This is a genomic window from Shewanella sp. Actino-trap-3 (assembly GCF_002836275.1).
Classification (GTDB): domain Bacteria; phylum Pseudomonadota; class Gammaproteobacteria; order Enterobacterales; family Shewanellaceae; genus Shewanella; species Shewanella psychromarinicola.
Window position 1 is genome coordinate 2,437,006 of the sequence record NZ_PJCE01000001.1, and the last position, 13,443, is coordinate 2,450,448.

A 13,443-nucleotide genomic window follows, 5' to 3' on the forward strand; every position below is an offset into this window, starting at 1 on the left:
CCTTAATAAAAGCGGTTAACAGAAGCTACTTAGCACTGGCTTTGCTGTTTACTATAGAGCCAATCACTAAGCCTTTATCGGTAAAGTCTACCGACATCTGTAAACGCATATTGTAGTCTTTTAACATGAGCAACTCTTCGGGCATCGGTTCGCCACTCATTTCTACCATATCGACTAATGGGGCAAACATTTTCTGATAATCAACAGATAAGTTAACAAAACCATTAGACTCAAGAGTTTGCTTAAACATCAAATCAGCTAACTCTGTACCTCTATCGCCAGTATAAGCCACTAAATGATTACCTTTGATGGCTAATTTAGCGCTAACACCTAATTCAGGCGGTAACATTAACATGGGGGTAATGTCGACCGGATCACCATTGTCTTTTAAGTCCACATTTGCCAGCGGTGGATAAAATGGCCTCATCATATCCACTAACATCATCGGCTTTTCAGCCGAAACGCTTATCAATGCATCTAGCTTTTCAAAGCTAGGCTGGCCATTTTTCTCGGTCAACTGGTAATCTGCTAGCGTCACACTGATGCCTTTAACACCATTCGCCATACCAGCCATCATGCCAAGCATCGCTGGATTGAGCTCACTTAACTCTGATTGCATTTGAGCCAGTGCAGTACATTGATATTGCGGTGTTTGTAAATCTTTCCATACTTCATTCAATGCTGGAGCTAATTGCTTCACATCAAGCCCAAACGCAACTGATAAGATATTGTCATGACCGTTACTGGCAAATGATGGTACAAAACCACGCATTTTATTTAAGGCAGACAAAATCACTTGATTGTTACTTTCAATCACCACTGCCGCATCGATAGTGCTTTCTTCGCGGGTAATTGAGTATGAGTTGAGTCCCATCACACTGCGTGGCCAATTGGCCGCTATCGCATTAAACTCGGTTTGGCACACAGGGGTTTTCAGTTGTGCAAATGGATCTTCGCCCTGTATTTCAATCATTTTGGTCATTTGCTTGGCCAGCATATTGCCGTCTGTCGACGTTAACCCTTTGACCAATTCAACATGGTTAATAAAGCTAATACTGTTTTGCATAAAACCATGAGTATTGGCAATGTCTTGCAACAGGGTCGTTTCGCTAATAGGGTGCTCAACTTTTTTCTCACCCAACGCGGTTTCAAGTAATTGAGGGGTGTTTAATGACGTATTCAAGGTCACCGTTAACCAGCCATCTTTAACGGAAAATACAACCTCAGCGTGTTCTTTTTCATCAACATCGGTTAATGCATAACCACGATATTCAACATTACCCGACTTGCCCATGGTGTGAGTTAAGCCGCTTTCCTGCTCGGCGCGATCTAATTCCGCCCAGAATGCTGCAGGATTGCTGATCTCAATTTTCATGACCGGCAATGCGCCTAAAGTATAAAAATAACTCTTAATTGAATCCGCTAAACCGTATGTTGATAGCAAGGTCTCAGGGTTAGGCAACACAGTCATGTATTGCTTATATAAACTGACAAAAAAGCGCTCTTGAGCTGATGAGCTATCATCGAGCGACAACATTTTATCCTTATCATAAGCTTGATAATTACCGGCAATGCTATACAAATAATCTTTTAATGGAAATGGCACTAACTGCCCAGAAAACGCTAATGTATCAGCAGGGATATAGTCCAACATTGGGTCGTTTTTAACCACTGACGTCCCTTGTTGCGACAGAAAATATCCACCAGCACCAACAGCCAATACCACAGCAGCAATTGCCATTTTATTCATCTATAAACTCCAATTTATATTATTGTTAACTCTTCCTTGAAATGAGTTAGCGTTTAAACATTTATTATCTTTTTGGGATAAGTATTATCGATTACACCGATAAACTGCGGATTAATTTAGCATTAAATATTAATAAGCGCATTAGATGTTACCTTTTGGGGGATATTTATCCTGAAAACCGCACCTGTAAAAAACCAATACTCCAAAAAGACAGCTTATTATCTAACGAGTTTTGAGAGGGAATTTGACGAGATAAAAGTGAAAATCAACAAGCATTAAGCAGGAAATAATTCAAACATCTGATCTCCCGATAACTCAAACCGCTGAGTTATCGGGAACAACCGAATCGATTACTTATACGCTAACAAGTCAATCAATGTGCTCGAGGACGCGAGCGAAGCTTTTGAAGGTACGTGGACTGCAAAAACAATCCCAAAACGTCTACAAAAAACCATCTACAGGAATCATTAAACGTAGACTATTATCGCCGCAATTGCATAAAAGTTTACATAAAATATAGTTCGTTTTCGCTCAAACCAGTCAATCAATCGTTTGAATTAAAATAGCTTAGAATAATCTGCTTAAAATGTTTTTAAACCGCATCAACATAGTAGATGTCGCAATAAGCAAACAGTAAATAATCTAGGCAATCAATGTGCCACCATAAAGCCATTGCCACCCGTTTGGATAAATCAACCTTACGGATGACTCATACAAACACAAGACTCAATGACGCTATCACTCATCTTAGATATCGAAGTGCAAACCACATTCTCGCGTTAAGCCATTAAAACGGGTTTCTTCTTCAGACATACCTAACTCAAGTGGTTTGCTTGAGTGAGTATCACCTACCGACACATAACCTTGTTCCCATAATGGGTGATATGGCAAGTCATGTTCAGTTAAGTACATGTGCACGTCTTTGTTGCTCCACTCAATGATGGGTAACAATTTAAAACGTTTGCCGCTAATGGCTAAAATAGGCAGGGCTTCACGGGTACTAGACTGACTGCGACGTAACCCCGCAAACCAAGTACCAACATTCAATTCAGCTAATGCTCGCTGCATAGGCTCAACTTTATTGATGCGATTATATTCATCCAACCCATCTATGCCCTGCTCCCACAGCTTACCAAAACGCGCTTCTTGCCACGCTTGGGTTTGACCCGCTTGATACACTTTAAGATTCAGGTTTAAACGCTCGGTTAACTGATCAATAAATTGATAGGTCTCGGGGAACAAATAACCCGTGTCGGTTAAAATCACCGGAATATCGCTTTGCGCTTGAGTCACCATGTGTAACATCACCGCGCCTTGAATACCAAAGCTAGACGACAATGCATGCTCGCCTGGTAAATATGCTAGACCCCAAGCCACTCGTTGCTGCGCCGTTAACCCGGCTAAAAACTGATTAATCGTTTCCAGCGCAGCGGTTTGCTCTGCAAGAGGCGCTAATAACAACGCCTGCAATTGAGCGGGAGTGACACCATGATCGACGCCGGCATCAGTTGATGCAGTCGTTACCACTTCATTACCCATGAAAATCCTTAGCGGCGTCAATAACCGCCTTCACCACGCCGATACGCACGGTGAAGTTACCAAAGGTTTCGCCAGCATCACGTTCGGTGGCGTAGCGGCCAAACAAGGTATCCAATTCCGCTAAAATTTCGGCTTCTTGAATGTTTTCTTTATGCATTTTATTTAAACGCGTACCTTCAAAGCTAGCGCCTAAATACAAATTGTAACGACCCGGTGCTTTACCCACTAAACCAATTTCGGCGGCAAATGGACGCGCACACCCGTTGGGACAACCTGTCATACGCACTACTATTGATTGCTCGCTAATACCGTGTTTAGCCTGTAGCGCATCGATGTGATCGATAAACTCAGGGAAATAACGCTCAGCTTCGGCCATTGCTAATGGGCACGTGGGTAACGCCACACAGGCAATTGAATGGCCGCGAGTGCCACTTAACACTTGGCCTAATAAACCATGCTTACGGGCTAGGCCTTCAATGTCGGCTTTATCTTCTGCTGCAACACCGGCAATAATCATGTTCTGATTTGAGGTCATGCGGAAATCGCCTTTATGGATGTTGGCAATTTCACGTAAACCTGTTTGTAAGGTTTGACCGGGTAAATCTTTAATACGGCCACTTTCAATAAATAGCGTTAAGTGCCATTTGTTGTCGATACCTTCAACCCAACCATAACGATCGCCGCGATCACCAATGATCACATCACGCTTTGGTTCAAATTTCACTCCAGCACGTTTTTCAACTTCAGCTTTAAATGCGTCAAGACCATGGTCAACAATGGTGTACTTTAAACGGGCACGTTTACGCACTTCACGGTTACCCCAGTCTCGTTGAACGGTCATTACCGCTTCGGCAAACTTGGTGACGTCGTCCTTGTTAATAAAGCCCAAATCATCGGCTAAACGTGGGAAAGTTTCAACTTCACCGTGGGTAGAGCCCATACCGCCACCCGCCACTAAGTTAAAGCCCACTAACTCACCGGCTTGTGCTACCGCGATAAAACCAAGGTCATTGGTATACACGTCTACGTCGTTATGGGGCGGAACGGCAACAGCCATTTTAAATTTACGAGGCAAATACGTTTTGCCGTAAACAGGCTCTACGGTTTCTGTGCCTAATAGCTTTTCTTCATCTAACCAAATCTCAGCATACGCGCGAGTGTGTGGTAATAAATGATCAGATAAGTGCTTAGCGACGGCATATGCTTGCGCATGTAACCTAGACTCAACCGGATTTGGATTACACATCACATTGCGGTTTACGTCACCACAGGCAGCAATAGAATCTAATGCGGCGCGATCAAGTCCTTGGATCAAGGTTTTTAGATTACGCTTGGGAATGCCGTGATACTGAAACGTTTGGCGGGTGGTTAACCGAATACTGTTTGAGGTGGTGAGTGTCGATGATATTTTATCCACGGCTAACCACTGCTCTGGGGTACAAATACCACCCGGCACGCGTGCACGTAACATAAAGCTATGCAGAGGTTCTAATTTTTGCTCTTTACGCTCGTTACGTAAATCACGGTCATCTTGCTGATAAAAACCGTGGAATTTAATCAGCTGTTGATCGCCCTCGCTAAACGATCCAGTGACTTGGGTATCTAACCCTTCTTGGATGTCACCGCGCAAATAATCACTGTCGTCTTTTAAGTATTCGTTTACTGCTAACTTTTGCTCACTCATGGCCTTGGCCTCTCTTAATTCTGTTCAATTCACTCGCGCTAATAGACTGCTAAATATTTATAATTTACTAACAGTGGGCTGAGTTAATACACATCTTTTTGGTAACGTTTTTCGCTACGCAGTGTTTCAAAGTAAGCTTCTGCGTCATCAAAGCTTAAGCCACCTTGTTCAACCGCGATGTTTACTAATGCTTGATGGACGTCTTTTGCCATACGCTCGGCATCACCACAGATATACACATGGGCGCCCTTTTGTAACCACTGCCATAACGCTTCAGCTTGTTCTGCAATGCGGTGCTGAACATACACTTTATCAGCTTGATCCCGTGAGAAAGCCACATCTAAACGCGACAAACCGCCGTTTTTAAGATATTGCTGCCACTCAACTTGGTATAAGAAATCTTGTTCAAAATGCGGGTTACCAAAGAATAGCCAGCTGTCACCCGACACACCGTCTGCCGCGCGTTGCTGCATAAAGGCGCGGAATGGCGCAACACCGGTACCAGGACCCACCATGATGACAGGCGTTTGTGGATTTTCTGGTAAACGAAAATGGTTATTCTGCTCAACGTACACGTTAATCTGTTGACCTTCTTGTGCTGACGCTAAGAAATGCGATGCGCCGCCAAAACGAGCCTGGCCTTGACGTTCATCTTCAACCAACGCCACGGTTAAGTGCACTTCAGCTTCAACTTCTGCTTGGCTAGAGGCAATGGAGTATAGCCGTGGTGTTAGCGGACGTAACATACCAACTAACTGCGTCGCGCTGACTTTCGCTGGATATACAGCCACTAAATCGGCTAATTGGTGCTGTAGAATAAATTGTCTGGTTTGCTCTTTATCTTCACCAATAGCCGCAAGTTCTGCATTGCCGCTCAACTCAGCCCATGTTTTCACTAGGCCTGGGTATAACTGAGTGAGTTCTTTCTTGTCGGTTAACGCCGCTTTTAATGATAGTGACTCTTTCGCCACAGTCACATTGTCGTCTGCTGCTAAACCAAGCGCGGCGATCACTTCATCGACCAGCGCTTGGTTATTGCTAAACCACACCCCTAATGCATCACCCACTTGATAAGTTAATCCTGACTCGCCTAAATCAATTTCAACATGGCGTACATCACGATCAGAATCTCGACCGGTAATTTTTTGGCTTACCAGTACTTCTGCTGTATAGGGGTTTTGCTTGGTATATTCACTTTCACCAGCAACAGATGCGGTACCAATTGACACCACACTCGCGCTTGACGCTTGAATATAAGGCTTAACGGCCTCAACAACACTGTCTTGCCATTGTTGTGAAATATCTTCATAGTCAACATCACATTCAACTAAGGGTAATAATGATGTTGCCCCTAATGCACTTAGACGCGCATCAAAGTCTTTACCGGTTTGGCAAAAAAACTCATAGCTTGAATCTCCTAACGCTAAAACAGAATAATGTAGATTATCCAATTTTGGTGCCCGCTTTGAGGTTAAAAACTTGTGCAGTTCAATCGCATCATCAGGTGCTTCGCCTTCACCATGGGTACTGACGAGCAATAACAAGATGGTTTCTTGTTTGAGTTGGCGGACATTATATTCGCCCATAGAAGCTAAATTAACCGCATAACCTTGCGCCTGCGCTTTGGCTGCGAGTTCTTTGGCTACGCCACGACCATTGCCAGTTTGGCTACCATATAAAATGGTAACTGTTGGGGCGGCGCTTGTCTCTGTTGTGGTCTCGACACCGCTTTGACCTTGGTTAGCACTCGCTGCTAAGTAACCACTGACCCAGGCGAGTTGAACAGAAGATAATTCTGATGTGAGTTGTTTTAGCTTATCGACTTGTCCTTGAGACAAGGGTGATGCTAAAGCGGAAAGTTCTTTTAACAACATAAGACGGCCTTATAACAGTATAATGTGGGTTAGCTTACTACTGAGTACCAAAACCAAAAAAGAATAAAAGATGATTTTTTATTCCATTTAGGAATATGCAAAGGGCTTTTTTTACGTTACAAAAGTGGGGTGGCGTTAAAAGGTTTTAAATTACCTCAATTTAAAACCAAGTAATTAGCCACAAAACATGCCTAATGTCGCAAGCTAGAAGGCCAATTAAGTGATGAATAATTATCAGCTTGATTGTTTTCTGAGTAAAACGACGTGCAAATACAATGTAACTATGTCAGCGTAATACTATCGACTAATGAGTTTACCCGACTTCTATGGTCATATGGTGCACTTTTTCTATTGGCAAAGAGCCCATATGAGGAAGTAATACTCAAACGGAATGGTCTATTGATGGGGAACCGCAATAGACGGTCTTTTTATTAACCATCAGGAAACAGTCATGCAGATTGGAATACCGAGAGAAAGTATCGAAGGTGAGACTCGAGTCGCGGCGACTCCAGCAACCGTGATACAGCTTAAAAAGCTCGGCTTTAGTGTGGCAATTGAAGCACAAGCAGGTGTGAAATCTAGCTTCGATAATGCAGCATTTGAAGCGGCAGGGGCAGATATTGTCGACAACGTGTATCAAGCTGACTTTATTTTTAAAGTAAATGCACCGTCCGATGATGAAATCGCACAAATGAAGCCAGGCACAACCCTGGTCAGTTTTATTTGGCCAGCACAAAACCCTGAACTCGTTGAAAAACTTTCAACTAACAATATTACTGTGATGGCCATGGACATGGTGCCGCGTATTTCACGCGCCCAATCACTCGATGCACTGTCATCTATGGCAAACATTGGTGGTTATCGCGCGGTCATTGAAGCCGCACATGAATTTGGTCGTTTCTTTACCGGGCAAATAACCGCAGCAGGCAAAGTACCACCAGCCAAAGTACTGATTATTGGTGCTGGTGTAGCTGGGCTTGCCGCTATTGGTACTGCAGGCTCTCTAGGAGCCATAGTCCGCGCATTTGACACCCGTCTTGAAGTGGCAGAGCAAATTGAGTCAATGGGCGGTAGCTTCTTAAAGCTTGAGTTTGAAAATAAAGAAGGTGGCTCATCTGACGGCTACGCTAAAACCATGTCAGAAGAATTTATTGCGGCTGAAATGGCGCTATTTGCCGAGCAAGCCAAAGAAGTCGACATCATCATTACCACCGCATTAATTCCAGGACGCCCTGCGCCAAAACTGATCACCAAAGACATGGTAGATACCATGAAACCGGGCTCAGTGATTGTCGATTTAGCCGCCGCTACAGGCGGCAACTGTGAATACACAGTAAAGGGTGAGCGTTTTATTACTGACAACGGCGTTAAGGTATTAGGTTATACCGACTTACCGGGTCGTTTACCGGCGCAATCGTCACAACTTTATGGCACTAACTTAGTCAACTTGATGAAGTTAATGTGTAAAGAAAAAGACGGTAATGCCGTACTCGATTTTGATGATGTTGTGATGCGCAATATGACCGTCACTCGTGGCGGCGAAATCACCTTCCCACCACCGGCAATTTCAGTATCTGCTGCGCCACAGAAACCGGCGGCCAGCACTGAACCCAAAGCGGCCAAAGTTGAAAAGGCACCGTCAAAACTTAAGTATATTTTAGGTGCTATAGGTATTGCCGGCTTTGCCGCCGTCGCCTCGGTTGCACCGGCTGAGTTTCTGTCGCACTTCACCGTCTTTATCCTAGCCTGTGTGGTGGGTTATTACGTGGTGTGGAATGTGTCGCACTCGTTGCATACGCCTTTAATGTCAGTCACTAATGCGATTTCAGGTATTATTGTGGTTGGTGCATTATTGCAAATAGGTCAAGGTTCAGCATTAGTCACTGCGCTTGCATTTTTCGCGGTGCTTATCGCCAGTATCAACATCTTTGGCGGGTTTACCGTCACTCAGCGCATGCTGAAGATGTTCCGTAAAGATTAAGGGGTAATATCGTGGCTCAAGGACTGGTTACAGCATCTTATATCATTGCTGCCGTGTTTTTTATTCTCAGCTTAGCTGGGTTATCAAAACAAGAAACGGCTAAAAATGGTAATTTATTTGGCATTATCGGGATGGCGATTGCACTCATTGCCACCATCCTCAATCCTGCTACAAACGGCGTAGAATGGATTATTCTCGCCATGGTTATCGGTGGATCAATTGGTATTCGCTTAGCATTGAAAGTCGAAATGACGGAAATGCCTGAGCTGGTAGCTATTTTGCACAGCTTTGTGGGTTTAGCTGCAGTATTAGTGGGCTTTAATAGCTTTATTGATATTCAACCACACGAAGTGTCTGAATTTGTCGTGGTAATGGGGCAAGACCTCAACACCACGTTAGAAACGGCAAAAGCGGCCTTTGCAGAAGCAAGTAAAGCCCAACAAACTGAACACTTGACTGGTGCAATGCTTAACATTCATTTAGTCGAAGTGTTTTTAGGCGTCTTTATTGGTGCCGTCACTTTTACGGGTTCGATTGTGGCATTTGCTAAGCTACGTGGATTGGTTTCATCAAAAGCACTTATGCTACCGCATCGCCATAAATTAAACTTATTGGCCGTTGTGGCCTCGTTTATATTAATGCTGATGTTCGTACAAGCCGGCGGAGCAGTGACACCACTGATCCTGATGACCTTAATTGCATTAGCATTTGGCTGGCATTTAGTGGCATCGATTGGTGGTGCCGATATGCCAGTGGTCGTGTCCATGCTGAACTCATATTCAGGCTGGGCAGCGGCAGCGGCAGGTTTCATGTTATCGAATGACTTACTGATTGTCGTTGGTGCGCTTGTGGGCTCGTCGGGTGCGATCCTGTCTTACATTATGTGTAAAGCGATGAACCGCTCGTTTATTTCTGTTATTGCCGGTGGTTTTGGCAATGATAGTGTGGCGGCCAGTGGCGATGACACCGTCGGTGAATACCGTGAAACAACGGCTGAAGACGTAGCTGACATGCTAAAAGCATCAGACTCCGTTGTCATCACCCCAGGTTATGGCATGGCGGTAGCGCAAGCTCAGTATCCTGTCGCTGAAATAACCAAAAAGCTGCGGGCTCTGGGTATAAAAGTCCGCTTTGGTATTCACCCTGTTGCGGGTCGTTTACCTGGCCACATGAACGTACTATTAGCAGAAGCTAGAGTGCCTTACGATATCGTGCTCGAAATGGACGAAATCAACGAAGACTTTAGCAATACTGATACTGTGCTCGTCATTGGTGCTAACGATACGGTTAACCCTGCAGCAATGGAAGATCCAAGCAGCCCTATCGCGGGCATGCCAGTGTTAGAAGTATGGAAAGCCCAAAATGTGATTGGCTTTAAACGTTCAATGAACACAGGTTATGCCGGTGTACAAAATCCATTGTTCTTTAAAGACAATACTCAAATGCTGTTTGGCGATGCCAAGGACAGTGTAGAAGCCATCCTTAAAGCCTTATAAATCGACTTTATGGCGTTCGAAATACCAGCAGATAATGCTGGTATTTTTTTGTTTAATAACCCGCTAAACTAGGCCTATTGGACTCTACAGGATTATCGGTTGTCAATGACACAGCAGGACATCATTTCTCAATTGCAGTTTGAGCTGAAGCAACACCAGCAGCGCTTAAAGCAGCTAGAGTATGAAAACAGTCGGCTTACCCTATTAAATAAACGGGTAAACGAGCAGCTTGATGCTGCACTTGATGGCACTGGCTTATGCCTGTGGGAGCAACACATTCCCACAGGCAATTTGACTATCTTTAATCAACAGTGGGGCCACCTGCTTGGTTTTACCCGCGAAGAATTACCCGCCCATATCAACAGCTGGAAAAACAATCTTCACCCTGAAGACAAAGACTGGGTTATACAAGCCTTTGAAAGCCATGTAGCGGGTCAAGCTGAAACCTATCAAGCCGTACACCGCATGGTGCACAAAGATGGCAGTGTTGCATGGGTGTCAGACCGTGGGCGTATTATTGAATATGGTATTAATGGTGAACCGCTTCGAATTATGGGCACTCATATTGATGTCACCCAAGAGAAGCGTTATGAACAAGACTTAGCCAAACTGGCTCTTCGCGATCCGCTCACCAATTTACTCAATCGAAATGCACTCATTGATGCATTTGAACAGGGAAAAAACACCCATAGTACGCATCATGGTGCCCTGTGTTTTATCGATCTTGACGGCTTTAAGATTATTAATGATCACTTAGGACATCGATATGGCGATACGCTATTAATCCATATTGCTAATGATATTTGCCAAGTATGCGATCAACTCCTTAGCGCGGCAGACACCACACACAATGATCAAGCCCCCCGTCATCACGTGGCACGTTTTGGTGGCGATGAATTTGTTATTTTAGCCCATTATAGTAACGTGGAACGATTAACTGTATTGGCCAGAACCTTGCTATCACACTATCAAGAACCTATCGATTTAGAGGGTGAAACCATTAAAGTAGGACTCAGCATTGGGATCAGCTTGTTTGATGAATTAGATGAGTTTACTAATGTTTGCGAACAAGCCGATAAAGCCATGTACAGTATTAAAAAACACGGTAAACATAACTTCTTATTTTGGTAATAAGATTGAAATGCCTAAAACGATCCCCCAAGCCATACCTAAAATAATCCTTAAAATAACACTCAGACGCTAGCAAGGTTTTGTAACAAAAAGGGGCTATTGGCAGGAAGATGAGCGAAATAATAAAACCTATTGTGTATAACGATTTACCGATCAGGTTAGGTTTGCGTCCGAGAGGGCGAGGTTAATGACGCTGAAAACCCTATGTGAATATCAATAAAAATACAATTTATATCACTTTAAATTCATTTTCAGGATATGCTGCCACTAAATTAAACAGTCCTTCATAACAAAACCTCAATTAAATGGACCGAGTAATCTCGATATACCCTTGTAATACAGAGAGTATATTCGACCTATGTGGCCTGTGTTGACACCGGCGACAGACAATCAGTACCCTAAAGACACCTTGTATTTATCTTCAGCATTTGCTGTTTATCGTTATCAGGTGGGTTTATTTCGCGTTATACCGTAAACTCTCGCTCATTAATGGATTTTATTACTAACCTTGTCTCGCATAAGCCTAAATTGTTATTGACCATGATTAACAACAATGCCTTGTGATACAACTTACTACTGACCAATAAGAATTATTTTTTATGTTTTTATCACCTTATTTTACCAAGCTAGATCAAAGTGTGTTTATTTCGGCTCAACAGGCTAGTGATTTTGCTAAAAAAGTCGCCGAAGACTTCAACCCCATTCATGATGTAGGAGCTAAACGCTTCTGTGTTCCTGGCGATTTATTGTTTGCTCTAGTGTTGACCGAATACGGTTTAAGCCAAAATATGCAGTTTAAGTTTGCTGGTATGGTCGGTGATCGCGTGGAGTTAAACGTGGATAAAAACGTGGCCGATAAATTCAGCCTTTGCGACACCAAAGGCAAAGAATATCTGCATATTGAACGACAGGGTGACGAGTGCCAATGTGATGTGCAAACGGCGGCATTCATTAAAAGCTATGTCGCTTTTTCAGGATTGAATTTTATTCACGTACTTGTGCCTATGATGAAGCAATACAAGATGATGATTAATCCTGATCGTCCATTAGTGATTTATGAAAGCATGTCATTTCATTTGGACCATTTTGATTTCAGCACCATCAGTTTACACCTTATTAAACAAGACTTAGCTATTGATGGTAAGCGTGGTGATGTCACCCTCACCTTTGAACTTCAAAGCCAAGGCAAAGTGATAGGTAGCGGAGTCAAAACATTAGTATTAAGCGGTTTGCGCGAGTTTGATGAAGAAAAAGCGCAGCAAATGTGCGACCGATACGAAAGCAGAAAGCGGGCGTAACCATACATTATGGGCGATTTTTTGTCGCTCACGAAATATCATTCCGTAACGATATTAGCTCGATCCAGCATGTTGAATGCTCAAATACCGACCCGGAATGGTATCTTCGATATCCTATTGATCATAATGCCAATTTGAACACCGATTTGTGACTAACCGGGTAACACTTAACTGATGCGTACTATTTAGTGCGTTGCTTGCTCTTGGTGTAATTGCCCATCTTGTAATAATACCAATGCACTATTGCCGATAAGTTGTTCAACACATTGGCATCCAACCTCAGCAAAATGGCTAACAGCAGCCTCTCTGACGATATCAAGCGACTTGAAGGTTTTCATGTTTTCGTCAGTACTGGCACATAAACAGAAAAACAGTTGTAATACTGCTTTACGTTCAGGGTGGCGCATAACGTCAGCCCATGATCGCTCAAATGCTGTTATCGAAGCAAAGTCTAATCCTTCAATAAAAAACGCCCCAATACGTTGATCTAAACGCACTAGAAATTCTGTTTTTCGCGGAAAATGATGACTGATCCCCGTGCGGCTAACGCCAGTGGCTGCAGACAATGTTGTGTACGACATCGCCTCAAAACCAATTGTGAGGATTTGTTTAAAGGCTTCATCTAAAATTTGGTTAACGGTTAACTCAGTTTCAACTCTAGAACGCTTGGCCATAAACTTGATCTCTCTA

The 13,443-nt window shown here is 43.5% G+C and carries 9 protein-coding genes; 4 read left to right on the forward strand and 5 right to left on the reverse strand.

Going from position 1 to position 13,443, the window contains the following annotated elements; all coding sequences use genetic code 11:
* Positions 1–25: 25 nt before the first annotated feature.
* The 4 genes from CXF80_RS10360 to CXF80_RS10375 form a co-directional block, all read right to left on the reverse strand.
* The gene (locus tag CXF80_RS10360) at positions 26–1,750 is read right to left on the reverse strand and encodes a hypothetical protein (RefSeq protein WP_101032798.1); all 1,725 of its coding nucleotides are present in this window, start codon (positions 1,748–1,750) and stop codon (positions 26–28) included.
* A gap of 747 nt (positions 1,751–2,497) precedes the next feature.
* Entirely contained in the window at positions 2,498–3,289 is a 792-nt protein-coding gene (locus CXF80_RS10365; protein WP_101032799.1) for a phosphoadenylyl-sulfate reductase, read from the reverse strand.
* Positions 3,282–4,973 carry an assimilatory sulfite reductase (NADPH) hemoprotein subunit gene (cysI, locus tag CXF80_RS10370; protein ID WP_101032800.1) on the reverse strand — a complete coding sequence of 564 codons (1,692 nt, stop codon included), beginning with the start codon at positions 4,971–4,973 and terminating at the stop codon, positions 3,282–3,284. Before cysI ends, CXF80_RS10365 begins: the two co-directional genes overlap by 8 nt.
* Positions 4,974–5,056: 83 nt before the next feature.
* On the reverse strand, positions 5,057–6,847 hold the full coding sequence (locus CXF80_RS10375; protein WP_101032801.1) for an assimilatory sulfite reductase (NADPH) flavoprotein subunit: 1,791 nt from the start codon (positions 6,845–6,847) through the stop codon (positions 5,057–5,059).
* Between the two features lie 451 nt (positions 6,848–7,298).
* On the opposite strand from CXF80_RS10375, the gene CXF80_RS10380 reads away from it, so the two are divergent.
* The 4 genes from CXF80_RS10380 (at position 7,299) to CXF80_RS10395 (ending at position 12,753) form a co-directional block, all read left to right on the forward strand.
* On the forward strand, positions 7,299–8,828 hold the full coding sequence (locus CXF80_RS10380; protein ID WP_101032802.1) for a Re/Si-specific NAD(P)(+) transhydrogenase subunit alpha: 1,530 nt from the start codon (positions 7,299–7,301) through the stop codon (positions 8,826–8,828).
* An 11-nt stretch (positions 8,829–8,839) separates the two neighbouring features.
* Positions 8,840–10,324 (forward strand): Re/Si-specific NAD(P)(+) transhydrogenase subunit beta, encoded by a 1,485-nt coding sequence (gene pntB / locus CXF80_RS10385; RefSeq protein ID WP_101032803.1) that lies wholly within the window; start codon positions 8,840–8,842, stop codon positions 10,322–10,324.
* A gap of 105 nt (positions 10,325–10,429) precedes the next feature.
* A complete protein-coding gene (locus tag CXF80_RS10390; RefSeq protein ID WP_101032804.1) occupies positions 10,430–11,455 on the forward strand; it encodes a sensor domain-containing diguanylate cyclase in 1,026 nt (341 codons plus the stop codon).
* 599 nt (positions 11,456–12,054) lie between these two features.
* Positions 12,055–12,753 carry a DUF3581 domain-containing protein gene (locus tag CXF80_RS10395; RefSeq protein WP_101032805.1) on the forward strand — a complete coding sequence of 233 codons (699 nt, stop codon included), beginning with the start codon at positions 12,055–12,057 and terminating at the stop codon, positions 12,751–12,753.
* 185 nt (positions 12,754–12,938) lie between these two features.
* On the opposite strand, the gene CXF80_RS10400 is transcribed toward CXF80_RS10395, so the two are convergent.
* On the reverse strand, positions 12,939–13,427 hold the full coding sequence (locus tag CXF80_RS10400) for a TetR/AcrR family transcriptional regulator (RefSeq protein ID WP_101032806.1): 489 nt from the start codon (positions 13,425–13,427) through the stop codon (positions 12,939–12,941).
* Positions 13,428–13,443: the final 16 nt, after the last annotated feature.

Coding starts and splice junctions, on each gene's coding strand:
- CXF80_RS10360 (WP_101032798.1), bottom strand. CDS start 1,750: ATGAATAAAATGGCAATTGCTGCTGTGGTATTGGCTGTTGGTGCTGGT.
- CXF80_RS10365 (WP_101032799.1), bottom strand. CDS start 3,289: ATGGGTAATGAAGTGGTAACGACTGCATCAACTGATGCCGGCGTCGAT.
- cysI (WP_101032800.1), bottom strand. CDS start 4,973: ATGAGTGAGCAAAAGTTAGCAGTAAACGAATACTTAAAAGACGACAGT.
- CXF80_RS10375 (WP_101032801.1), bottom strand. CDS start 6,847: ATGTTGTTAAAAGAACTTTCCGCTTTAGCATCACCCTTGTCTCAAGGA.
- CXF80_RS10380 (WP_101032802.1), top strand. CDS start 7,299: ATGCAGATTGGAATACCGAGAGAAAGTATCGAAGGTGAGACTCGAGTC.
- CXF80_RS10390 (WP_101032804.1), top strand. CDS start 10,430: ATGACACAGCAGGACATCATTTCTCAATTGCAGTTTGAGCTGAAGCAA.
- CXF80_RS10395 (WP_101032805.1), top strand. CDS start 12,055: ATGTTTTTATCACCTTATTTTACCAAGCTAGATCAAAGTGTGTTTATT.
- CXF80_RS10400 (WP_101032806.1), bottom strand. CDS start 13,427: ATGGCCAAGCGTTCTAGAGTTGAAACTGAGTTAACCGTTAACCAAATT.